Genomic DNA, 22,163 nt, shown 5'->3' on the forward strand with positions numbered 1-22,163 from the left:
ACTGCCCCTGAAAAGATGGCTGTTTTCTCTGCAATGATCCGGCAAGGTCAAATGTTGAACTTGCACTTGATGACGGGCTTGAGCAGTTGGTGGCTGGGTGTCCTGTCTGGTGTCTGAGCCTCTTCATGCGCATGATGTGTCTTCAAGCGACACTTTGCACGCAGCAGCTCGGCCTCCAGATTATGGGTGATGACAAAATCCATCGCGTTGCTTTCGAGCAGTTGGCGCGATGTGTCATTCAACTCATGGCCGACAAACAACACCTCCTCGCGCAAGCCCGCTTCGTGCAAGGCGCGGGCAATGCCTGCATTGCCGCCCGCCATATTATAGACAGCGATTGGCGGATCATCCCGTCTCAAAGCCTCTCGCAACAGATGATAGGAGCTTTCGGAATTGTCCGTCGCATTCAAAAGCTCGACCACTGACAGGTCCGGATAGGCACTGCGCAACAGACGGCGAAATCCCAGCTCTCGCTCTTCCTGACAGCGATAGGGTGCGCTGACCAGCATCAGAACGTCGCCCTGAGGCTGCCTGCCATAGCGACCGATCAGATGGGCGGCACACAGGCCCGACGCCACCTGATCCATGCCCGCATAGCTGATGCGGCGAGTATTCTGCTGATCGGTCGTCAGGCAAACCACGCCTTTGCCTTGCTCGGCAAGGGCCTCAATGGCGCGGGAGATCGCCGGATGCTCCCGGCTGACAATGATAATGCCATCCAGCGCCTCACCCCAATCCAGCACCTTGTCGGAAAAGGCCCCGGCATCGAACTGGTTGGTCAGAGTGGAGTGAAGTTGGAAGCAGATGCTTTTGTCCGTCTGATTGCTCTGATGCGCCAGAGCCTTCAGTGTGCCGGTGAAGGATGAACCAGAATCGATCAGCATGCCGATGGTCAGCTGGTGCCCTGTCTCCCGATCTCCGCTTCTCGAAGCATCCAGCGCCTTCAGGGCCTCATTTACCCGCAGCGCCTTGGCGGCAGACACCCCGCCACGATCATTCAACACCCGATCAACGGTCGCCGTCGATACGCCCGCCTGTCGTGCAATATCCGCGATCGAGGGAGCCAGTTTGCTTGCGCGTCTCATGCTCTTTCTTTTCTTGATCGAACTTCCTTGTGAATAGCTTCATTTGATATCAAGTATGATGGTAATTCAATCAAGTTTCTAGCGCAATGCATCATTGGGCAGAAGATGGCTCATCCGGTGATAAACAAAGACAATTAAAAACAACAGGTTGTAGAATATTCTTTGCTTCCGAAATTGGGTTGATGCCTGCGTTGACAGGTGAAGATCTGCGAAACTAGAGTGCAGAACAAGGAAAGATGTTGATGGCAGTTCCATCAAATTCTGACATCTTCTATTGGAGGACTTCCCTGATGAGCATTCGCTTTTCGATCAATCACATGATCGCGCCCAACATGCCACTTGCCGACTTTTTCGCCTTTGTCAAAGCCCAGAATGTGGGACTGGTCGAAATCCGCAACGACATCGCCAATGACCCGATGGCTTTGGGACTTGATCCGGCAGAAGTGAAGGATTTGGCGGCCCAAAATGGCGTGGAAATCTGCACCATCAACGCCCTGCAGCGCTTCAATGAATGGAATGATACCCGCGCGACTGAAGCCAAAGCATTGATCGATTATGCGGCCCAATGCGGGGCCAAAGGGCTGGTCATGTGCCCGGTCAATGACCATGATTATGGCAAGAGCGAACAGGAACTCGACGACACTCTGCGCCAGTCCCTGACCGCTTTAAAGCCAATGTATGAAGAGGCGGGCATCATCGGTCTGGTCGAGCCGCTCGGCTTCCCGCAATGCTCCCTGCGGCTGAAAGAAAAAGCCGTCGCCGCCATCCGTGACGTGGCAGGTGAGGGCGTCTTCCGCCTCGTGCATGACACCTTTCACCATCACCTCGCCGGTGAGCAGAGCTTCTTTGCCGATATGACCGGCCTTATTCACATTTCCGGTGTCGAAGATCCGGCCATTGCTGTTGCCGACATGCTCGACGATCATCGCATTCTGGTCGGTGAAGCGGACCGCCTCGACAATATTGGCCAGCTGAAACTGCTGCTCGCAACCGGCTATGACGGCCCGGTCTCGTTTGAGCCATTTGCCGCCGAAATTCACCAGCTCGACGATGTTGCCCCGCTGCTGAACCAGTCGATGGATTATATCAAAGCAGCGCTCTAAATCTGCTCCCAAACCAGTTCGGAGCACTATCCCGGCGGGGGATCACGGCCCCGTCGGGATATTTTGCAAGGCCAATTGCAATCGGTTTCAAAAATATGAGGAAAACTGACCTCATGCCGCCGTGCGGCGTGATCTGGTGATTAAAAATCCCAACGAGATAGGCTATCCTAAAAATGGAAAAGACTAAGGGAATAGTGGGGAGGAAATCCGCTTTTCACGTTTATTTAAGCCAGGGCAGTCGGCTTTGCTTATCTGTCGTGACCGGTTGCATCAACAGCCGCAAATGACACCTCTTTTGCCCCATAATTGCAGGGAACCCACCCCTCGGGGCCTCATTTTGTTAAGATAGGGAAATTGATCATGATCTCCATCGGACTGATCGGTGCCGGACGCATCGGAAAACTGCATGCAGCCAACATCGCGGCGTCTGCCAAAGCCAAACTTGCCTGCGTCGCCGACGCCATTCCGGCCGCCGCTGACGCATTGGCCGCAGACTATGGCATCCCGGCTATCACTGTCGAAGCCATGCTGGCAGACCCGTCTGTCGACGCCGTCTTTGTTTGCTCCTCCACCGACACCCATGCCGACTTCACGGAGCAGGCTGCGCTGGCTGGCAAGCATGTCTTTTGCGAAAAGCCCGTCGACGCCTCCACCGACCGCATTCGCGCCTGCCTCGACACCGTCGAAAAAACCGGCAAGCAACTGATGATCGGCTTCAACCGCCGCTTCGACCCCAACTTTGCCAGCGTTCGCGCCCGCATCGAAGCCGGTGAAATCGGCGAAGTCGAGCTGGTTCAGATCACCTCCCGCGACCCGTCCGCCCCGCCGATTGACTATGTCAAACGCTCCGGCGGCCTGTTCCGCGACATGATGATCCACGATCTCGACATGGCCCGCTTCCTGCTGGGGGAGGAGCCTGTGTCCCTGTTCGCCCGTGGTTCCTGTCAGGTGGATGAAGAAATTGGCAAGGTCGGCGATGTTGACACCGCCGTGGCCGTGCTCGAAACCGCCAGCGGCAAAATCTGCCAGATCTCCAACTCCCGCCGCGCCACCTATGGCTATGACCAGCGCATCGAAGTGCATGGCTCCAAAGGCATGCTGAGCGCCGGCAACTGCCGCGCCACCACCGTGACCTATGCCAACGCCGACGGCTATCAGGTCGACCCGGCCCTCGACTTCTTCCTCGAACGCTATGGTCAGGCTTTCGTCAACGAACTGAACAGCTTCGTCGATCTGTGCGAAGGCAAGGATGTCGCCGTCCCACTCGGCTATGACGGCCTGCGCGCGCAGTTGCTCGCCGACGCCGCCGACGCCTCCGTGAGAGACGGCCAACTGAAGCAGCTCTGATTGAGCGTCAAATTGTGAGACAGAAAAGCCGGGAGCCAAGTGCTTCCGGCTTTTTTGTGGGTGGGGGATTGAGCGAGAATGGCAGAGCTGTCATTCGCCACGCGTTCAAAGCCGACACTCTGAAAGAAAAAGCATTCGTTTGCGTCCTCACAAACGTCGAATATAATCCTAGGTTTTTATTTATTCGAGTGCTACTAATCCCACAAGATAACTAATAGAAGGCCAAGCAAAATGACAAGCGATCTAACGGTTTGGGGTATCCACATGGGAGCTCATGTTGCTGACCGCCCAATCGAGGGAGGCTATGTTGCCATCGGTTGGAAGGAAATGGGCGATTTGCGGAAAATTGCTCCCAACCGTGAAGCGTTTAAAGATGCTGTTGCCAAAACCTACCCAGATCGGAAAGCTGGTGCGATTCCAGTCGATGCAGGCACAATGTTCAAATTCCTGCATGAAATCAAATCTGGTGATATCGTGATCTATCCGTCCAAAACGGATCGAATGGTAAATCTTGGGCGGTTCATGGGAGAATTGTCTTACATCGAAGACAATGAGGATGATTACCCAACCCGTCAGAAAGTGGAATGGCTTGGGCATTTCCCCAGAGATGAGTTTAGTCAGAGTGCGTTGCATGAAATTGGATCATTCATCACGGTTTTTCGCGTCAGAAAACACGCTGAAGAGTTCTTGACCAAGGCTTCTCTTGGTGGCGCTCCGGTGTCTCTGCTACCGAAGCAGGCTCCATCTGAAAATCAGGACGAAATAACAGACGACGATAGAGCTACGCTTTCTGCTACAATGCAGGCGGAAGCCAGTGCAGATGATTTTGTCATAAAGCGTTTGATGACCGAGCTATCTGGCCACCAATTTGAGGAATTTGTGGCCCATCTCTTGGAATGTATGGGGTATACGGCCCGCGTGACGCCAAAATCCGGTGATGGAGGCGTCGATGTCATCGCGCATATGGATCCACTGGGATTCCAGCCCCCAATCGTCAAAGTGCAATGTAAAAGGACAACCAACCAGACGCCTCGACCAGATGTTGATCAATTGCTTGGAACTCTCGGCGATGGTGAGTATGGGCTGTTTATTAATCTTGGCTCGTATGCGCGGGGCGCTGTTGAACTTGAGCGAAACAGAGCAAAACTGAGATTGATTAACGGTGAGCAATTGGTCGAACTGATCTTCGAGCACTATGGGAAATTAGTTCCCCGGTATCGAGCCATCATACCCCTTAAACAGATATTTGTTCCCGATCTCCCGCAAGGTTAGGGCCGTGCGATGAAAAAACTTGCCCACCAACAAGCCGGAGAACTGGGTGAAGCTCTAGCCCTAGCTAAACTTAACAGTCTTGGTTTTGCAGCCTACGCTAGTCCTGCAGGAGCGCCAGGACACGATCTTATGGTCGTTGTGGATGGAAAGGCTTTGTCTGTTGAGGTGAAAACGCGACAATATATTGATCGAGAGAGTGAAATTACCCGCTGGCCGGTCTTGATGGCAACAAAGGGGGATGCTGATTTGTTTTTATTTGTTGCGCTAAACATCACATCTTTGTCACCCACGTTCTACCTTTTGACAAACGAACAGGCACTCGCTTGCCACAGGTCGGACCCAACTCGCGAGAAGTCGGGTAATTGCTTGCCTAGCGCCGTGCGACGCACCGTCAAAGCAAATGACTTTGGAGCATTGCAATGAAGCATCAGATGACCGGGAATGCAGGCTTGTTCCATATCGCTTGGGAACTAACGCGGCGCGGTTGGATTGTGATGCCAACAGTGCGCAATGCAAGAGGCGCTGATTTATATGCAGCTCCGATTGACAACGAAGATGCGGTAATACCTATTCAATCAATCAAAAGCGCTTTCAAAACGTGCGGCGGTTCCTCTTGGGACAGATTTAAGCCGACTTCGGTCGAAATGGTGGATCATAACCCTACGAGCGAACGATGATCGCCCTGTTTGCTTCATACTAACCCTTGACGAAGTAAAATCACTTGCTTCGCGTGACAACGGTAGGAACCGAGCATATTGGCTCGAGGCCAAAAACTATGATCAACCTGATTTTCGCGAAGCGTGGGACCGTCTGCGGTTCTAATGCTTCTCGAAAAGTTGAAGGAAAGTGGGCGCGGAGTTTGCTGTCGTGGTTCGTGGTTCCCAGTTTCCCATTATTGCGTCACAAAGTGACGAGGTTTTCTTCGCCCATTCACTCCTCCTTAGCCTTCTCCGGGTCAAATGTCACGAACAACCGATAGGCCGCGTAAAATCCGGCGGATAGGAAGATCATGGCGAAGCCAACGGAGTTGCCCATCAGCTCGAACAGGCCCCAGCCAATGCAGATTGTGACGACGATCAAGCGGACCCAGAGCGGGCGGAAGAAGGGGATGTCAAAATCGAACATGGGTATTCCTTTGCATCGCACGCCAGCCGGGTCTGACGCGGGCTTTGTCTGGCGTTAGTCTGAACATTGTTGCGGATAAAAAACAAGGGGCCGAAGCCCCTTGATAGTGTTGTGGTCTGTCTTGGGAGACTTGGGCGACCTACTTGGCAGTCTTGCCCTTTTTCTGGCGGTAGGTATCGATGACAACGGCACCGACAATGATCACACCCTTCATCATTTCTTGGTAATAGGCGTCAAGACGGAGGAAGGTGAAGCCTGAAATGATGACACCGAAGATGACCATGCCGATGGCCGTGCCAATGATCGACCCGCGACCACCCGTCAGTGAGGTGCCGCCGATCACCGCCATGGCGATGGCATCCAGCTCATACATCAAGCCCATGCCCGGCTGGGCGGTCTGTCCACGAGCGGCCACCACGATGGCTGCCAGAGCGGACAGGGTGCCAGCGATCATGTAGATCTTGACCTTCTGGCGCTCCACATCGATACCGGAGACGCGGGCTGCGGTCTCGTTTGCCCCGATGGCATAGGTGAACTTGCCATAGCGGGTATATTTCATCAGCACGTGGAAGATGAGGGCGACGATCACGAAGATCACCACTGGCATCATGCCCGAGCCAATGAAGGCAAAGGAGTCGGTCGGGAAGGAAATCGGCGCGCCTTTGGTGAACCATTTGGCAAAGCCGCGGGCTGCCACCATCATGCCGAGCGTGGCAATGAAGGGCGGGATTTTGGTATAGGCAATCAGCCAGCCATTGATGAAGCCCGCACAGGCCCCCACAAACAACCCGACTGCGACCGGCACCAAAACCGGCAGGTCAACCAGAGCTGGGAAGAGAACCCGATCCAGACCATAATCGGCGGTCTGGGCAAAGGACATGGACACCATCGCCACGGCGCCCACCAGCGAGCCGGACGACAGGTCAATCCCGCCGGTGATGATGATCTGGGTCACGCCGACCGAGATGATGCCGATCACCGACACCTGCAGGATCATGATTTTCAGGCGCGCGACATTGCCAAGGAAGGATTGGCCCTGAAACATCCAGCCAAGCACTTCGAACAGAATGGCGATACCGAACAGAACCAGAAGAATATTGACCTCTGGAGCGAGTTTGCGGCCTTTGGGTGCGGCCTCTGCCGCTGTGACATCTGCGTTAGACATTGTGAATTTTCTCCCGGTCTTACTTCGCTGCCAGTTGCATGACGCTCACCTGATCGGCCTCGGACCGATCGAGGAAGCCACTCACGCAGCCTTCATGCATGACCATGATGCGGTCGGACATGCCCAGAACTTCAGGCAGTTCCGAAGAGATCATCAAGATGGCCACCCCCTGACCCGCAAGCTGGGTGATCAGGCGGTGAATTTCGGATTTCGCCCCGACATCGATACCGCGTGTCGGCTCATCGAGAATGAGGATTTTCGGATTGGTCAGAAGCCAGCGGGCGATCAGCAGTTTCTGCTGGTTGCCGCCTGATAGATTCTCGACGGTCTCCGCCAGACTAGGCGTCTTGATCCGCAGCTTCTCGACATATTCCTCGACCATCTGGGTGACCTTGCCCTGCTCGACAAAGCCGGTCTTGTTGACCATGCCCTGCGTGATCAGAGCCATCTGGATATTCTCCAGACAGTCAAGGATCAGAAAGCAGCCGCTTTCCTTGCGGTCTTCGGTCAGAAAGGCCAGACCATGCGCCGTGGCATCCGATGGCTTGGTGATGGTGACCTTTTCGTCATTGATCAGAATGTCACCTGAAGCGGCCGGCTTCACCCCGAAGATCGCTTCGGCAACCTCGGAGCGACCCGAGCCAACCAGCCCGGCAACACCCAAAATCTCGCCGCGACGCAGCTGGAAGCTGACATCCTTGAAGTGACGGCCGTTGCTTAGGTGCTTGACTTCCAGCGCAACGTCGCCAATCTCGCACTCGATTTTCGGGAACATGTCGGTGATTTCGCGCCCAACCATCATGCGAATGACGTCATCTTTGGTGACGTTGGAGGCGGGCTCTGTGCCGACATATTGGCCGTCGCGGAAGACCGTCAGCTCGTCTGCAATTTCAAACAGCTCGTCCATCTTGTGGGTGATATAGACGATACCAACCCCCTTCGCCCTCAGGTCGCGAATGATCGTGAAGAGGCGCTCCACTTCGCTTTCCGTGATGGCGGATGTTGGCTCGTCCATGATCAGAACGTCTGATTTGTAGGACACGGCTTTGGAAATCTCGATCATCTGCTTCTGGGCGACCGTCAGGTCTCCGACCATGGCTTTCGGGTCGAGATTGAGATTGAGCTCATCAAACAGGGCCTGTGTCTGCTTGTTCATCTGATCATGATCGATCAGGCCCAGCGCGTTTTTCGGTTCGCGTCGGATCCAGACATTTTCTGCCACCGTCATCGTGTTCATCAGGTTGAGTTCCTGGTGAATCATTGCGATGCCGGAATTGAGGGCGTCGATCGGGGTCTTGATATCCAGCTGCTTGCCGGCAAACCGGACTTCGCCTTTGTCTGGATTGTAGATCCCGGCGATGATCTTCATGAGGGTCGATTTACCGGCTCCATTTTCGCCCATCAATGCGTGTACGGAACCGGGGCGGATCCTGAGTTGGACATCATCAAGGGCTACGACCCCTGGAAATTCCTTGCGCACATTGTCGACTTCGAGAATGTATTCGCCGGTATAGGTATTGCGCGCTGAACCCGCGCTTTCATCAAGCATGGTTTTCCTCCCTTGCTTGCGCTGAAAGGCAACATTGCTTGCGAGGGCAGGGTGCCGCCCTCGCAGTGATCAGATCAGAATGATCAGTTGGTCTTGGCGAATTCGGCCAGATTTTCCGGCGTGATCAATTCGAATGGAATATAGTTGACTGCTTCAGCTTTTTCGCCACGTGCGAACTTCAGAGCAGCTTCAACAGCACCAGCGCCCTGACCTTTGGCATTCTGGAAAACAGTGTGGTCGATTTCACCCGTTTCGATCATGGCTTTGGCATCGATCGTGCCGTCCACGCCAGCAATCACGACTTTGTCGAAGTCAGCGCCAGCATTTTTGAGAGCCTGAGCTGCACCAACGGCCATTTCGTCGTTGTTGGACATCACGCCATCAATTTTCAAGCCAGCGGACAGCCAGTTGGTGACAAGGTCGGTACCAAGGGTACGCTGCCACATGCCGGTCTGTTTCTCGACCACCTTGATGAAGTTGCAATCGTCTTTGGCGAATACATCTTCCACACCTTTGGTGCGCAGACGCGCAGCCTGGTTGGACAGATCACCCATCAGAACCACGACCTGCGCTTCGGTTTTGCCCATTTTCTTGAACAGGTCACAAGCATGCTGACCCTGCAGGTTGCCTGCCTGAATTTCAAGAGAACCGACATAGGCCTGTTTCTCTGGCAGTTTTTTGAGGTTGACAGGCTCGCGGTTGACGTAGATCAGCGGAATGCCAGCATCTGCAGCCAGTTTGGACATCGGGATAGTGGCGTCGGTGTCAACCGGGTTGACGATGATCGCATCCACGCCGGAAGCCACAAAGTTCTGAATCTGGTTGAGCTGTTTGCCAACTTCGTTCTGCGCGTCTTCGAGCTGAAGATCTGCACCCATTTCCTCGCCTTTGGCGATCATGGCGTTGCGCAGAACAGTCAAGAAGTTATCATCGAATGCAGCCATGGTGACGCCGATATTTTCGGCCATCGCAGACGAGGACAACAACGTGCCAACAACTGCTGCCATAACAAACTTTTTCATCTCAATTTCCTCCGTTTGAAAAAGCCGAAATGCAAGAATTCCTGCTTTTGCATGCCGCCCCAAAACAGCCAAAACTGCGGCGCGGCGAAATGATGGTGTCCGGCAAAGGAGAAGAGAATGCAGCGCTCGCCAAATTCAATTTCAACCCAGACCAAACCGGTGGCCAGGTGCATTGATGCGTGCGGCAGGCCCTCCCAAGATGCCTGATCGGTGACTGGTCAATAGCTCCTCTTTTGACTAGCACCGTGCTGCAACTGTACCAATATTGCAATCGGTTGCAACACAAATTTTCAAAAAAATTCATTTGACAGATTGCTGACCAAATTCCGGCTTCTTGAAAGTTCGAAAAGCGCCTTTAGAATCAGAAAGGTCCATGGTTTGGACCCGTTGGAGGTTGGAACCCATATATTGCTGTTGATTGTCATTCCATCAGGCCAAGGCATTTTTTAAGCATGGGAAAAATTCAGCTTGAGCGGTTCAAGGTCTTTTGCTGTCAAGATAAATTGTCAACACACTCGGAATTTGTCTTTGTTGGTGATGGTTCTATTTTGTTGCATCTAATCAATAACATCTAAGGAAAATAGCTAAGGAGTTCTGTGCTGAAAGGCACGACTTTACTTTACCAATTGATCCGATTGATGGGTGGGGCTACTGCGTGGCAAAAATATTCGGAAATAAAAATCGATGAAATTTATATTCTATTGATTGAATTGACTTTTTTAGGACAGAAGGTGCTGGAAGCCTGTTTTCAATGACCTTCAATGACGGAAAAAAGGGCCAGTCTGTCGGCCAATAAGGCTGCGTTATTAAGGTGCAAAGATAAGGACTTATTGGTCCTATCATGGTTCCTTTTGACAAATTATGGAAGAAAAAGTGAAAACCGATTTCAATTAAAACTGCGTCTTGGCTCATGCCTGATTGTACGAAAATTGCCCTCGCAAATTAATGCGAGGGCAGGGGTTAATCCCTGTTTATTTTCGGAACATAGGCGGGCGAGCATCAAGCCATGTGCCCCCCTCTTTGGCTGACTGCACCGCATAATGCACCGCTGCCATCGAGCGGGCGCCTGCTTCAGCGGTTGGTAGGGACGGTCTTACTTCGCCCCGAATGGCATCGGCGATGTCGCAATAGATGTTGGCAACGGCCAGAGGGAATCCTTCCGGATGGGCGATTGCCACACGCGACAGGCGAGTCGCCTCATCATGCAGACCGCCTTCGCCCTTCTCGATGATTTCGGTGCGACCGCCAATCTTGGTGTAAAGCAGCTGGTTTGGCTGCTCAGAGAACCATTTCAGGCCACCGGTTTCACCGAAAATCTGGATGGTGAAGCCATGTTGACGGCCAATCGCCACCGACGAAGTCCAGAGGCGGCCAACGGTTCCTTTGCTCATCCGGAAATTGATCATCGCATCATCTTCCAGCTCGCGGCTTTCGATGCAGGAGGCAAAATCAGCAGAGAGCTTTTCAACCTCATCATTGCAAATGAAGCTGGCCATATTCAGCGCATGAATGCCGCAATCGGCAAACTGCCCCGACACGCCTGCCAGAGCCGGATCATACCGCCAACGTACCCGCGGATTGTCGGCGTCCGTTGCGTCGCCATGATGGCCGTGGCTGAACTCGGTGACCACCAGACGCACCTTGCCGATTTCACCATTGGCCACCATGGCGCGGGCCTGTCGGACCATTGGATAGGCGGTGTAGCAATAATTGACGGCGCAAATCTTGCCGCTCTTCTCAGCCAGGCGAACGATCTCTTCACCTTCTTCCACGCTCACCGTCATGGGTTTTTCGCACAGTACATGAAAGCCTGCTTCGAGAAAGGCCTTGGTGATTTCAAAATGGGTCGAGTTCGGTGTGGCAATCGTCACCAGATCAATCCGGTCTTCGCGATTGCGCTCCCCTGCAAGCATTTCCTTCCAGTCGCCATAGGCTCGGTCGGCGGCAATGCCGAGCCGTTGCGCATAGGCGCGGCCTTCTTCCGGGCGATGATCAAGCGCACCGGCGGTCAGGTCAAAATGCCCGTCGGCCAAAGCGCCGAGCCGGTGGGCCGGGCCAATCTGGCTGCCTTCGCCGCCACCAATCATGCCCCATTTGAGTTTTGCCATGTGATTTCCTCCAGGAATGGGGACGTGCCCCAATCGATCAAGTTGGCCCAAACACTCCCGTCGCTTGGGCAATCGGATGGCTTATTGAAAGCCGATGGATTCGAGATATTCGCGGTTCTTGCGTGCGTCGCCGACCGGATCCGGGTCGAGATTGGGGTCGCAATCCTGCTCGATGGTGCACCAGCCTTCAAAGCCTGCCTCGATTAACAGGTCGCGCACGGCTGGGAAGTCGACTTCCCCTTCGCTCAAATTGCAGAAAATGCCCTGACCACAGGCATCATAAAAGCCCGTGCGGTTGGCAATCGCGTACGCTTTCACCTTGGCGTCGGTCGATTTGAAATGGACATAGGTGATGCGATCCATATGCCGCTTCATAAAGGCGACCGGATCAAAGCCCGCATAGGTGCAATGGCCAGTGTCGATACAAAGCTTGAGCAGATCCGCATCCACTTCCGCCAAGATGCGCTCCACTTCCGGCTCAAAGTCCATGAAGCCGCCCGCATGGGGGTGCAATTCCGGAATCAGACCATGATCGAGCCCCATTTTGGCGATCTCTTCGATCCGGCTTTTGAACCCTTCCCATTCCGTGTCTGACATCTGCACCGCTTCCAATGGACGACCGGCGGTCGGGGCGCGGGCTTCCGCAATGGAATCGATCAAAACCAGATGCTTGGCCCCATGGGCCACCAAGGCTTCGCAGGTGCGTTTGGACGCATCAACCACTTCGTCCCATTTGTTGGCGTCATGGAAGGGGCGGAAAATCACCCCGCCTATCAGCTCCAGACCAGTCTTGTCCAATTCAGCCTTGAGGATCGCCGGATCCTCAGGCATGAAGCCAATCGGCCCCAGCTCAATGCCTTTATAGCCCGCATCCGCACAGTCTTTCAGGACGCTCTGCCATGTTGGATTGCGCGGATCCTGCGCAAATTCTACACCCCATGAGCAGGGGGCATTGCCTATTTTGATCGCCATGATAATGGTCCTCTCCTTGCAAGAAAGAGCCCAGTGACAGGCATACTCCTCCCTGGGACTTGGCTCTCTGATTTTGTTGGAAATTGGTTCTTGGGTGCGGGTTGCTGTCCGCCAACTTAGTCCTGAATGACGCTTTGCCACCTTCGCGATGTATTGGACTTAGTCACCGCTTCAACGACGCGAGCGGCGGCAAGGCCGTCCCTGAAGGTTGGGAAACGGGGTTGGCCTTCATGGATCGCTTCCAGGAAATCCTTGGCCTCAATGACAATCAGGTCATTATAGCCCGTGCCATGGCCGGGTCCGAGGCAGAAAGCCTTATAGTCCGGGTGCGCCGGGCCGGTCAGGATCTTGCGAAAGCCGCGTTCTGCCTCTGGCCCTTCCATGCGATAGAGCCACAGGGCGTTCTGATCTTCCTGATCAAAGCGGATCGCCCCCTTTGTGCCGTGGATTTCGTAGGCGTAACCCATTTTGCGACCGGTTGCAACGCGAGACGAATGAAGATGCCCCATCACGCCGCTCTGAAAGCGGCACATCAGATGGACCTGATCGTCATTATCAACGATCCCACCCGGGCGTTCTTTATGAATGGTTTCTGTCTCGGCAATCAGGCTGTCGATCGGCCCCATCAGTGCCAAGGCCCCATTGAACAAATGCACCGCCAGATCACCCAGCGTGCCATTGGCCGCGCCCGTGCAGCGCCATTCCCATGGATCATTGGCGTCGGCCAAAAAATCTTCCGTATGTTCGGCGCGAAACCACGTAATATCCCCGATGGCGTTTTCCGAAAGCAACTTGCGGGCAAACTGGGTCGCAGGCGAGCGCACATAGCAAAAGGCCGTTTGGTGAACTAAACCGCTGGATTCTGCGGCTTTGACCATGGCCAAAGCATCGTCAATGGAAGCGCCAAGGGGTTTTTCGCACATGACATGCTTGCCTGCGGCAAAGGCGGCTTCCGCAATGGCGCGGTGATGGCTTTGAGGCGCGGCAATCACCACCGCATCGACCGAGGGGTCATTAACCAGATCACGCCAGTCCCCTGTGCTGCGGCGATAGCCATAAGCACGCCGATAGCCTTCCGCTTTTGCAGCGGAGGCAGAGCAAATCATTTCAAGGCGCGGCTTGAGGCTGGTTTCAAAAATAGTGCCGACGGCTGCAAAGGCAGCAGAGTGCGCTTTGCCCATATAGCCACCACCAATCATACCAATTCCGATCTCTGTCACAGCATCCCCTCCCAAAATGAAATACTATTTGCAATCGGTTTCAAGATCTGTATCATGAGCCTCAATCTTTCGCAAGCGGCATTCGATAAGGATGCGCGCATTTCCCAAGGGAGGCGCCTAAATGACAGAGGCACAAGGGACATGCCGCCTTACGACGGCTCAAGCCATCGTAAAATGGCTGGTAAATCAGTATATTGAGATTGACGGGCAGGAATATCGGCTCTGTGGAGGCGGTTTCGGTATCTTTGGTCATGGCAACGTGACGTGCCTCGGCGAAGCTCTATACAACTATCAGGAAGAATTGCCGCTTTATCGTGGTCAGAATGAGCAAAGCATGGGCTTTGCTGCTGCAGGCTATGCCAAGCAATGGCTGCGCCAGCGCTTTATGTTTTGCACCGCCTCTGCTGGGCCGGGCACTTCGAACCTCGTCACCTCTGCGGCCTTGGCCCATGCCAACCGTCTGCCGATGCTGATGCTCTGCGGTGACGCCTATGTCACCCGCCTGCCGGATCCGGTTCTCCAGCAGATGGAAAATTTTTACGATCCGACCCTCGGCGTTAATGATGCCTTCAAGCCGGTCACCCGTTTCTGGGATCGCATCGTTCATCCCGCCCAGATCATCCAGTCTCTGCCAAATGCTCTGGCGACCATGCTTGATCCGGCTGATTGTGGTCCGGCTTTCCTCGGTCTGCCGCAGGATGTGCAGGGCTGGGCCTATGATTATCCGGAAATCTTCTTTGAGAAGAAAGTCCATCGCATCCGCCGTCAGGCCCCTGATGCCTATGAAATTGCCGATGCGGTTGCTTTGCTGAAGGCGTCCGAACGCCCGATGATCATCGCCGGTGGCGGTGTGCAATATAGCGGCGCGGTCAAGGAACTGACCGACTTTGCCGAAGCTCACCAGATCCCGGTTGTTGAAACCATCGCTGGCCGTGCCAACCTGCTCAATGAGCATGCACTCAATATCGGCCCGATCGGTGTGACGGGCTCGGATTCGGCCAACATTATCGGCGAGAAAGCGGATGTCATTCTTTGCGTCGGCACCCGTCTGCAGGATTTTACCACCGGCTCTTGGACTGCCTTTGCCCACGAAGCCAAGCTGATCGGCGTCAATGTCGCCCGCTTTGATGCTGGCAAACATATGGCCGCTCCCGTGGTCGGTGACGCCAAACTGTCGCTCCTCGCTTTGACCGAAGCTCTGGGGGACTATCAAGCGCCAAACGACTGGGTCTCCTTCGCTCAGGCCGAGCGCAAGACATGGGATGCGTATGTCGCCAAGAATGTTTCCTATGGCGGCAACAAACCGAATTCCTATGCGCAGGCCATTGGTGTGGTCAACGAGCTTTGCGATCCGCGCGACCGCGTGCTAACCGCATCCGGCGGCTTGCCTGCCGAAGTCACGGCCAACTGGCGGACGCTGGATATCGGCACGGTTGATGTGGAATTTGGTTATTCCTGCATGGGCTATGAAATTGCCGGTGGCTGGGGTGCCCGTATCGCTCAGGCCGAGCGTGAGCCGGATAAGGACACCATCGTCTTTGTCGGCGACGGCGCTTACATGCTGATGAATTCCGACATCTATTCCTCGGTCCTGACCCAAAAGAAAATGATCGTGCTGCTGCTCGACAATGGCGGCTGGGCTGTCATCAACAAGCTGCAAAATAATGTCGGCTCGGAAAGCTTCAACTGCCTATATGAAGACACCCCGACCATCCCCAACCCGTTCGATGTGGACTATGCAGCCCATGCCGCCTCGATGGGGGCCAATGTCGAAACCGTGGCGGATGCGTCCGAGTTGGGCGATGCCTTCAAGCGTGCCAAGGCGTCGGACAAGACCTATGTGATTTACATGAAGGTCGCTGCCTATGATGCCTGGACCGCGCAGGGCCATGCATGGTGGGAATGCGGTACGCCGGAAGTCTCCGACAGCGAGAAAGTCCGCGCCGCCCATGAAGACTGGGAATCGGCGCGCCCCAAACAGCGCAAGGGTGTGTAACAATGACAGCCCTTCTTGATGCGATCAAAACCAACCGGTTCGGCGTGTTTGGCCGGGCAGGCATGGACATGTATGCCGACCCGATCGGGGTCAAAAGCGAGCATGCGGACACATTCAAGGCAGATCTTGGCGGCTCGTCCGCCAACATCTGCGCCGGCCTCTGCAAATTGGGCAGCTGGTCGACCTTGGTCACCTCGGTCTCGGACGATGCCATTGGCCGCTTTTGCGTCAATCGGCTGAAACATTATGGCGTCGATACCGGCAATATCCGCATTGTCGGCGGAGAGCATCGCATTTCGCTGGCCGTCTATGAAAGCGTGCTGGAAGATTTCCAGAATGTCATCTATCGCAACGGGGCCGTTGATTTTCAGGTCACCGAAGAGGATATGGACAAGGTCGATTATGCCAGCTTCGGGGCGCTGATCACGGCGGGTACGGTCTTTGCGAGCGAGCCATCGCGCAGCGCCACCTTCCGCGCTTTCGAGAATGCCCGCAAGGCCGGCATCCCGGTCATCTTCGACATCGATTATCGCCCCTACAGCTGGCCGTCGCCTCAGGTGGCCGCAGATGTCCTCTCGCGCGCAGGCGAGGAAAGCGATATGATCGTCGGCAATGACGAAGAATTCGGCTTCATGGCAGGCGGCATCGAAAAGGGCCTTGATAAAGCCCGTGAGCTCGCGCAAAAGCCCGGTCGTCTGGTTATCTACAAGATGGGGCAAGAAGGGGCGCTCACCCTGTTTGAGGGCGAGGAAATCCGCACCGGCATTTATCCGGTCACCGCGATCAAGCCCAATGGCGCTGGCGACAGCTTCATGGCGGGTCTGCTGGCCTCACTGGCCAATGGCTTCTCGTTGAAAGAGGCTGTGTTGCGCGGTTCTGCCTGCGCTTCCATGGTGGTTAGTCAGCCCGGTTGTGCGCCCGCCATGCCGACCGTGCCACAACTCGACGCCTTCATTGCCGATCATCCCGGCCCAACAGACGCCTGAGGAAGGAGGAGCCATGCATATCGCTCCCCATGATAACCAGAACATGCCCATCGTGGATGCTGGCCATGATCTGGTGCCATTGAATTACTTCAATATCGTCAAGCTTAACAAGGGCGAGACCTTTGACTATGCCGTTCCCGGCTATGAAACCTGCATCGTGCCAGCCACGGGCACCGTGCATGTGGATGTTGAGGGGGCGGCCTTTGATCAACTCGGCAACCGGACCGTCGATGTCTGGGATGGTGACCCGGAAGGGGTCTATGTCCCGGTCGGTGCCAAGGCCCGCATCACTTGCCTCAGTGACGCAACCGAATGCTTCATTGCCGGGGCCAAATTTGACAAGATGCTCGAGCCGTTTGACGTCCGCGTCGCCGATCTCGACATTGTCCAATATGGCTCTGACGAGACCAAGACCCACCGCAAGATCAAGCATATCCTTGGGGCCAATTATCATGACAAGGTAGGCCGCCTGTTGGTCAGCGAGCTTTTTACTGTGGGTGAGGGCGGCTGGTCCGGCTTCCCCAGCCACAAGCATGATACGGATCGTCTGCCCGACGAAAGCCGCCATGACGAGACCTATAATTTCCGCTTCAAGCCCAATTATGGCTCTGGTCTGCAAATGCTCCAGCGGGTCGACAATGAACCGGGCGAGGCCTATCACATCATGGATGGCTCGACAGTGCTGATCGACAAGGGCTATCACCCTTGCTGCGTTCTGCCCGGCTATCAGATGTATTATTTCACGATCCTTGGTGGTTTGTCCCAGCGATCGCTGAAGCAATATTTCCAGCCGACCCATGCCGAGCAACTGCACACGATCCCCGGGATCATGGATATGGTGGCCAAGTTCAAATGAGCCTCGTCACGCTGAAGGACGTCCTTCAGCCAGCAATGCAGCAGGGCCATGCGGTGGCTGGCCTTGTGACGCTGGGCTGGGAGGATATGCGCGCCTATGTGGCCGCAGCTGAAGCGGAGAATTGCCCGGTCATTTTGCAGGCCGGGCCTTCTTGCCGCGCCCATACGCCACTACCAATCTTGGGCAAGATGTTCCGGCATCTGGCTGAAGGGGCAAACGTGCCGGTCGTTGCTCATCTCGATCATGGCTACACGCTGGAGGAGTGCAAGCAGGCGATTGATTGCGGTTTCACCTCTGTGATGTTTGATGGCTCCCGCAAGCCACTGGAGCAGAATATCGCCGAAACCGCCCAGATCGCCGCCTTGGCCCATGCGGCCAACGTCTCCTGCGAAGGTGAAATCGGCTTTGTTGGTTATTCCGGTGGTGAAAGCTCCGCAGGCACCGACCCGGAAGACGCGGCGCGGTTCGCCCGCGAAACAGGGGTGGATGCCATGGCCATCTCGGTCGGCAATGTGCATTTGCAGACGGACCGAGCAGGGGGGCTGGATGAAGCCCGGATCCGGGCCATCGAAGCCGTGACCGATATACCCTTGGTCATCCATGGCGGCTCCGGCGTGCCGCTGGAACAGCGAACCCGTCTCGCCAGACAGTCGAAGATCTGCAAATTCAACATCGGCACCGAGCTGCGCCTTGCCTTTGGCACCGCGTTGCGAGAGGCCGTTAATGGCGATCCGGACTGCTTTGATCGAGTGCAAATCTTGAAGCAGACCCATGATCCGGTGATGGAAGCCGCCAGAGAAGCCTTGCACGCCCTCAAAGGCGCGTGACCGAAGGCCCAAACAAAAAAGCCTGCCAGACATCATGCTGGCAGGCTTTTCATTTCTCACAAGGCGGGAGCCCCTACGGCAGCGGTCTCAAGGTGCTGCGCTCAGTAATCGAGCATGGGAAAATGCGGGTTTCGGGATAACGGTCCGGATCGGCCAGCATCGCTGCCATCAGTTCGATCGAGCTGTTGACGATCTGAGAAATCGGCTGATGGATGGTCGTCAAATCGATATTCTGCCAGCCTGCCATTTCCATGTCGTTGAGACCAATCAGACCGATATCATCCGGCACCGACATGCCACGATCTTTGATTGCCGACAAGGCACCAATGGACAAGACATCATCGCCGCAGAAATAGGCTTGTGCCGGTGCATTGTCCAGAAGGCGCATCATCTCTTCGCGACCGGCAGCAAAGCTGTAAGTGCGTGCGAAAGAGTAGCTGCATTTAACCTCGGGATTGGCCGACATTTCACTCATGAAGCCGGTATAGCGATCCTGCGTTGAGGTTGCACTTTCGGGGCCACCAAGAAAGCCGATATTGTCATAGCCTCTGGCGACAAGGGTTCTGGCCGCCATGCGGCCGCATTCGATATTGTCGATCCCGACCACGTGCACCCGCGCATTGCTTGACGGGCGACCAAAGGAATGGACCACCGGAATGCCAGCATCGCGAAAGGCCTGCGCAAATTCCGGCAGCAGGGTAGAGGAGGCGACCACAACGCCGTCCACCGAATATTGCCGCATCATCCGAACAGAATGCTGCGGATCAGTTTCCTCTGACAAGTTAACCAGCAAGGGGCGCAGTCCTTTTTCCTGCAATCCGCGAGTGAAGCGGTCAAAGACATCGAGAAACAGGGGGTTGCGGAAGTTGTCAGAGACAAGGCCCACCAGCTTGGTGCGGCCCGTGGTCAACGAAGAGGCGAGCGCATTGGGGCTATAGCCCAGCTCATTGGCGGCTTTCTCGACTTTCTTGCGCATCTTGTCGGAGACCGAGGCGCCATCGGTAAAGGTGCGAGAAACGGCGGACCGGCTGACGCCTGCTTTTGCGGCGACGTCCTTCAATGTAACAGCCATGCTGACTGGGCCTCCCAAACCCACTAGATCAGGCCCGTGATATCAGGCCTTGTTTATCGGGGTTTTGTGCGTGTTGTTCCTTCATAGAATAGCAGCAGAAATTCTTTTGCAACCCCTTGCAAATCTATTTCATTTTTATACATGGCCATCCAGCCACAATCCTTTGTGATTCGGGCATTTTAGATGGTTGCAAAATGCTGCAACGCAGTTCGGTTCGGACTGTTTTAGAGCCTGAACCGAGCCGTGTGGCTTTGGCGTGCGGCCGTTATGACTTGGGCAGACTGCGTGACCAAATGGTAGCCACAACCGTTTTTGGATCCTCAAGGCATGGCTGCTCGATTGTTTGTTGGTCGAGTTGAATCACAAGAGTGTAGAACTGTCCTGAACCGGGTGCTGGAGTCCCGACGACCGTGCAGGATGTGATCCGGTTGTAGGGAATGAAGAGATCATTGCCAGCAAACCAGGCTTCCCCGCTCGGGTGGCACGGATCACCGCGATTGATGATCACCAACTCCCCACCACCGTCAAGCATTAGCACACCTGTCGAGATTGCTTCATTGCCTTGCGCATCAAGGCAAGGCTGTCCTTGCGGCTCGAAATGCAGGGGCGTGAATGGTCCCCCTTCCCGGCGACGCAGTTCGAGCAGGGTTGAGCCGAAAAACAGATCCTCGTCGGAAAACTCAAACTCATCCGTATCTGTATTGGAGGCTTTGGCCTTGTCCGTCAAATGGCTGCGGACAAAGTCTGTGACCACTTCGATCAAATCGCTTGATACGCGATTGAAGGAAATGCTGGGTCGATTGCCATCCTTGAGATACAGCGTCCATATACCCTGCAATCGGTCGCCAAAGCTGCAGATGGCAGCAATATCGTCCCATGTGGCCTTAAGGGTCCATATGCTTGTTTCTTCCAGACGGGCAAGAGAAACACCCGCCTCGTCCACTGCAATGACCGCCTCATAAAGATCCATCCCGGGCCGCAAATTGCGCCGGTCGGCATTTCTTGGCACCTTGATCAAATAGGTTGCGTCGCGATACTCCGAGTAGAGAGAGCGGAAGCGCCGCGGCATGTCGGCCTCGGATTTGACCTCCGTCAGCCATGGGCCAAAGGCATCATATTCCTTGCGATCTTCCGGGCTGGCAGCGTGATACCAGTTCAGAGACTTTGCATAAGCAGTTCGAGCTTGGGCCATCTTCTCCTCCTCCAGTTTCCGAAAATGCTGGGCCATCAGATCAAGTCCAGTGGCAGCAGCCTGTCTATCCGCAAGCGCCATGGTCTCGAACAGCGCTTTGAGGTCGCGTTCCATCCTTTGCTTCAGTCGGTGCGCCAGAGCGACGCCTTCCGACGACAATTCAACAACATGGCTGCGATCATCCGCAGGGTGGGCCCGACGTGCAATCAGACCGAGCTTTTCAAGTCGCTTCAATACCGACGTCAGGCTCCCTTTCTGCATATTCAGCAGCCGACTGATGCTGGTCGGTGACAGGGGGCCGCGGTGGGTCAGTGTCATCAGTGCCATCAATTCGCTTTCAAGCAACTGCCGATCGTTGTAGGTCGCTCGATAAAGGATGGGCGCGACATGGCTCGGAACATAGCGCATGAAAGCCATCAGGCTCTTGTCGAGCCGCCCCAGTTCTTCAGTCATCACACCGCCCCACCTTCAAAACCACGTCATCTTTTAAACTAGTATGATTTCTAACTATATCTTCGCAGGTATTTATGCGTCAAGGGAAGCCATCAGGCTTGGCTGTCGATTGTCTGCTAATATATTAGTTTAACCTACTGACATTACTTGTTAAAATATGGCGAAGACAAGATGTCACTCCCGACGAATGGATGAGTTTTCGGCGAGGAAAATATACTCTGATCCCAAATTCAGACGCGAATAAATTCGATCTTCAAACAATCTAAAAAAGCCTGCATTCGGGCTGACTGCGGTCTGCTTCCTAGGGTTTTGAAACAGCAAAGACGAAGCTATTTGCGCCGAGCTATGCATAGACCGCGTATGAATTGGTCTGTTTGGCACAAGTTCACTTTATGGCGAGCTGTCGAAATGTTCGAAAATATCGTCTGTTTGTTTGTAAGTTAAGTTATTGAATTAGATGATAAAATATGCATGGACTAAGCTATTGGTATAGGTATTTTTTGAGCTATGCAAAAATGTATGAGGTGGCCTGACAAACCAGCGCTTCAAGGAAAAGCAATTTCCCTTATATACGTTGGTTGTAAGCCACACTCTAACGGAGTTATCAAAATGTTCGACGAACTGAACGCAAAATCTCTCTTCGGTGCCTTCGGCAAACTGCCTGGTCTGAGCATCACCAAAAAACGCTATGAACTGAATGAGCGCGAACAGGAAGCCTTGAAACTTCTGCGCGGCATCGATCTTTGAGGCCAATGGCCTCAAAGTCCGTTTGGGCTTGCAGCGCGTGTTGGCGCTGATCTGATCCCGAACGAA

General features: G+C 54.6%; 21 protein-coding genes. 11 read left to right on the top strand and 10 right to left on the bottom strand.

Going from position 1 to position 22,163, the window contains the following annotated elements:
* Positions 1 to 47: 47 nt before the first annotated feature.
* The gene (locus DSD30_RS12985; RefSeq protein ID WP_114010094.1) at positions 48 to 1,085 is read right to left on the bottom strand and encodes a LacI family DNA-binding transcriptional regulator; all 1,038 of its coding nucleotides are present in this window, start codon (positions 1,083 to 1,085) and stop codon (positions 48 to 50) included.
* Positions 1,086 to 1,372: 287 nt separating this feature from the next.
* On the opposite strand from DSD30_RS12985, the gene DSD30_RS12990 reads away from it, so the two are divergent.
* The 5 genes from DSD30_RS12990 (at position 1,373) to DSD30_RS21890 (ending at position 5,484) form a co-directional block, all read left to right on the top strand.
* On the top strand, positions 1,373 to 2,188 hold the full coding sequence (locus tag DSD30_RS12990; RefSeq protein WP_114010447.1) for a TIM barrel protein: 816 nt from the start codon (positions 1,373 to 1,375) through the stop codon (positions 2,186 to 2,188).
* A gap of 360 nt (positions 2,189 to 2,548) precedes the next feature.
* Positions 2,549 to 3,535, top strand: a complete 987-nt coding sequence (gene iolG, locus DSD30_RS12995; RefSeq protein ID WP_198662948.1) for an inositol 2-dehydrogenase — start codon at positions 2,549 to 2,551, stop codon at positions 3,533 to 3,535.
* 231 nt (positions 3,536 to 3,766) lie between these two features.
* Positions 3,767 to 4,807, top strand: a complete 1,041-nt coding sequence (locus tag DSD30_RS13000) for a restriction endonuclease (protein ID WP_198662949.1) — start codon at positions 3,767 to 3,769, stop codon at positions 4,805 to 4,807.
* Between the two features lie 9 nt (positions 4,808 to 4,816).
* Positions 4,817 to 5,230, top strand: coding sequence for a hypothetical protein (locus tag DSD30_RS13005; protein WP_114010095.1), 414 nt, complete (start codon positions 4,817 to 4,819; stop codon positions 5,228 to 5,230).
* Positions 5,227 to 5,484, top strand: a complete 258-nt coding sequence (locus DSD30_RS21890; protein WP_245418463.1) for a hypothetical protein — start codon at positions 5,227 to 5,229, stop codon at positions 5,482 to 5,484. The genes DSD30_RS13005 and DSD30_RS21890 overlap by 4 nt, the downstream gene beginning before the upstream one ends.
* 253 nt (positions 5,485 to 5,737) lie before the next feature.
* On the opposite strand, the gene DSD30_RS13015 is transcribed toward DSD30_RS21890, so the two are convergent.
* The 4 genes from DSD30_RS13015 to DSD30_RS13030 all read right to left on the bottom strand — a co-directional run bounded on the left by DSD30_RS13015 (position 5,738) and on the right by DSD30_RS13030 (position 9,668).
* Entirely contained in the window at positions 5,738 to 5,932 is a 195-nt protein-coding gene (locus tag DSD30_RS13015; RefSeq protein WP_114010096.1) for a hypothetical protein, read from the bottom strand.
* 139 nt (positions 5,933 to 6,071) lie between these two features.
* A complete protein-coding gene (locus DSD30_RS13020) occupies positions 6,072 to 7,097 on the bottom strand; it encodes an ABC transporter permease (protein WP_114010097.1) in 1,026 nt (341 codons plus the stop codon).
* Between the two features lie 19 nt (positions 7,098 to 7,116).
* Positions 7,117 to 8,646, bottom strand: coding sequence for a sugar ABC transporter ATP-binding protein (locus tag DSD30_RS13025; protein ID WP_114010098.1), 1,530 nt, complete (start codon positions 8,644 to 8,646; stop codon positions 7,117 to 7,119).
* A gap of 83 nt (positions 8,647 to 8,729) precedes the next feature.
* Positions 8,730 to 9,668 carry a substrate-binding domain-containing protein gene (locus tag DSD30_RS13030; protein ID WP_114010099.1) on the bottom strand — a complete coding sequence of 313 codons (939 nt, stop codon included), beginning with the start codon at positions 9,666 to 9,668 and terminating at the stop codon, positions 8,730 to 8,732.
* 29 nt (positions 9,669 to 9,697) lie between these two features.
* On the opposite strand from DSD30_RS13030, the gene DSD30_RS21745 reads away from it, so the two are divergent.
* Complete coding sequence (locus DSD30_RS21745; protein WP_198662950.1) at positions 9,698 to 9,844, top strand: hypothetical protein; 147 nt, start codon at positions 9,698 to 9,700, stop codon at positions 9,842 to 9,844.
* A gap of 795 nt (positions 9,845 to 10,639) precedes the next feature.
* On the opposite strand, the gene DSD30_RS13035 is transcribed toward DSD30_RS21745, so the two are convergent.
* From DSD30_RS13035 to DSD30_RS13045, 3 genes are all read right to left on the bottom strand, one after another.
* On the bottom strand, positions 10,640 to 11,776 hold the full coding sequence (locus tag DSD30_RS13035) for a Gfo/Idh/MocA family protein (protein ID WP_114010100.1): 1,137 nt from the start codon (positions 11,774 to 11,776) through the stop codon (positions 10,640 to 10,642).
* Between the two features lie 81 nt (positions 11,777 to 11,857).
* A complete protein-coding gene (locus tag DSD30_RS13040) occupies positions 11,858 to 12,748 on the bottom strand; it encodes a sugar phosphate isomerase/epimerase family protein (protein ID WP_114010101.1) in 891 nt (296 codons plus the stop codon).
* Between the two features lie 116 nt (positions 12,749 to 12,864).
* The gene (locus DSD30_RS13045) at positions 12,865 to 13,968 is read right to left on the bottom strand and encodes a Gfo/Idh/MocA family protein (protein WP_198662951.1); all 1,104 of its coding nucleotides are present in this window, start codon (positions 13,966 to 13,968) and stop codon (positions 12,865 to 12,867) included.
* A gap of 121 nt (positions 13,969 to 14,089) precedes the next feature.
* Here DSD30_RS13045 and iolD point away from each other — a divergent pair, with 121 nt between their 5' ends.
* From iolD to DSD30_RS13065, 4 genes are read left to right on the top strand one after another with little or no spacing between them, the layout of a single operon-like run.
* Positions 14,090 to 15,964, top strand: a complete 1,875-nt coding sequence (gene iolD, locus DSD30_RS13050; protein WP_114010103.1) for a 3D-(3,5/4)-trihydroxycyclohexane-1,2-dione acylhydrolase (decyclizing) — start codon at positions 14,090 to 14,092, stop codon at positions 15,962 to 15,964.
* A gap of 2 nt (positions 15,965 to 15,966) precedes the next feature.
* A complete protein-coding gene (iolC, locus tag DSD30_RS13055; RefSeq protein ID WP_114010104.1) occupies positions 15,967 to 16,950 on the top strand; it encodes a 5-dehydro-2-deoxygluconokinase in 984 nt (327 codons plus the stop codon).
* A gap of 13 nt (positions 16,951 to 16,963) precedes the next feature.
* A complete protein-coding gene (locus DSD30_RS13060) occupies positions 16,964 to 17,806 on the top strand; it encodes a 5-deoxy-glucuronate isomerase (protein ID WP_114010105.1) in 843 nt (280 codons plus the stop codon).
* Positions 17,803 to 18,633 (top strand): class II fructose-bisphosphate aldolase, encoded by an 831-nt coding sequence (locus DSD30_RS13065; RefSeq protein WP_114010106.1) that lies wholly within the window; start codon positions 17,803 to 17,805, stop codon positions 18,631 to 18,633. The genes DSD30_RS13060 and DSD30_RS13065 overlap by 4 nt, the downstream gene beginning before the upstream one ends.
* A gap of 73 nt (positions 18,634 to 18,706) precedes the next feature.
* Here the strand turns inward: DSD30_RS13065 and DSD30_RS13070 are convergent, their stop codons facing one another.
* Both DSD30_RS13070 and DSD30_RS13075 read right to left on the bottom strand, forming a co-directional pair.
* On the bottom strand, positions 18,707 to 19,705 hold the full coding sequence (locus DSD30_RS13070) for a LacI family DNA-binding transcriptional regulator (RefSeq protein ID WP_114010107.1): 999 nt from the start codon (positions 19,703 to 19,705) through the stop codon (positions 18,707 to 18,709).
* Positions 19,706 to 19,970: 265 nt separating this feature from the next.
* Positions 19,971 to 21,350: a MarR family winged helix-turn-helix transcriptional regulator gene (locus tag DSD30_RS13075; RefSeq protein ID WP_114010108.1), complete on the bottom strand. Its 1,380-nt coding sequence runs from the start codon at positions 21,348 to 21,350 to the stop codon at positions 19,971 to 19,973.
* 609 nt (positions 21,351 to 21,959) lie between these two features.
* Between DSD30_RS13075 and DSD30_RS21555 the strand changes: the two genes are divergently transcribed.
* Complete coding sequence (locus tag DSD30_RS21555) at positions 21,960 to 22,097, top strand: hypothetical protein (protein ID WP_157967696.1); 138 nt, start codon at positions 21,960 to 21,962, stop codon at positions 22,095 to 22,097.
* Positions 22,098 to 22,163 lie beyond the last annotated feature (66 nt).

Source organism: Cohaesibacter intestini (assembly GCF_003324485.1).
Lineage (GTDB): Bacteria > Pseudomonadota > Alphaproteobacteria > Rhizobiales > Cohaesibacteraceae > Cohaesibacter > Cohaesibacter intestini.

What these genes read in the sequence shown, in the direction of transcription:
- DSD30_RS21555 (WP_157967696.1), top strand. Translation starts at nt 21,960, where the DNA reads ATGTTCGACGAACTGAACGCAAAATCTCTCTTCGGTGCCTTCGGCAAA.
- DSD30_RS13060 (WP_114010105.1), top strand. Translation starts at nt 16,964, where the DNA reads ATGCATATCGCTCCCCATGATAACCAGAACATGCCCATCGTGGATGCT.
- DSD30_RS13040 (WP_114010101.1), bottom strand. Translation starts at nt 12,748, where the DNA reads ATGGCGATCAAAATAGGCAATGCCCCCTGCTCATGGGGTGTAGAATTT.
- iolG (WP_198662948.1), top strand. Translation starts at nt 2,549, where the DNA reads ATGATCTCCATCGGACTGATCGGTGCCGGACGCATCGGAAAACTGCAT.
- iolC (WP_114010104.1), top strand. Translation starts at nt 15,967, where the DNA reads ATGACAGCCCTTCTTGATGCGATCAAAACCAACCGGTTCGGCGTGTTT.
- DSD30_RS13070 (WP_114010107.1), bottom strand. Translation starts at nt 19,705, where the DNA reads ATGGCTGTTACATTGAAGGACGTCGCCGCAAAAGCAGGCGTCAGCCGG.
- DSD30_RS13075 (WP_114010108.1), bottom strand. Translation starts at nt 21,350, where the DNA reads ATGACTGAAGAACTGGGGCGGCTCGACAAGAGCCTGATGGCTTTCATG.
- DSD30_RS13025 (WP_114010098.1), bottom strand. Translation starts at nt 8,646, where the DNA reads ATGCTTGATGAAAGCGCGGGTTCAGCGCGCAATACCTATACCGGCGAA.
- DSD30_RS13000 (WP_198662949.1), top strand. Translation starts at nt 3,767, where the DNA reads ATGACAAGCGATCTAACGGTTTGGGGTATCCACATGGGAGCTCATGTT.
- DSD30_RS13035 (WP_114010100.1), bottom strand. Translation starts at nt 11,776, where the DNA reads ATGGCAAAACTCAAATGGGGCATGATTGGTGGCGGCGAAGGCAGCCAG.
- iolD (WP_114010103.1), top strand. Translation starts at nt 14,090, where the DNA reads ATGACAGAGGCACAAGGGACATGCCGCCTTACGACGGCTCAAGCCATC.
- DSD30_RS13020 (WP_114010097.1), bottom strand. Translation starts at nt 7,097, where the DNA reads ATGTCTAACGCAGATGTCACAGCGGCAGAGGCCGCACCCAAAGGCCGC.
- DSD30_RS12985 (WP_114010094.1), bottom strand. Translation starts at nt 1,085, where the DNA reads ATGAGACGCGCAAGCAAACTGGCTCCCTCGATCGCGGATATTGCACGA.
- DSD30_RS13065 (WP_114010106.1), top strand. Translation starts at nt 17,803, where the DNA reads ATGAGCCTCGTCACGCTGAAGGACGTCCTTCAGCCAGCAATGCAGCAG.
- DSD30_RS13005 (WP_114010095.1), top strand. Translation starts at nt 4,817, where the DNA reads ATGAAAAAACTTGCCCACCAACAAGCCGGAGAACTGGGTGAAGCTCTA.
- DSD30_RS21745 (WP_198662950.1), top strand. Translation starts at nt 9,698, where the DNA reads ATGCAAGAATTCCTGCTTTTGCATGCCGCCCCAAAACAGCCAAAACTG.
- DSD30_RS13015 (WP_114010096.1), bottom strand. Translation starts at nt 5,932, where the DNA reads ATGTTCGATTTTGACATCCCCTTCTTCCGCCCGCTCTGGGTCCGCTTG.
- DSD30_RS13030 (WP_114010099.1), bottom strand. Translation starts at nt 9,668, where the DNA reads ATGAAAAAGTTTGTTATGGCAGCAGTTGTTGGCACGTTGTTGTCCTCG.
- DSD30_RS21890 (WP_245418463.1), top strand. Translation starts at nt 5,227, where the DNA reads ATGAAGCATCAGATGACCGGGAATGCAGGCTTGTTCCATATCGCTTGG.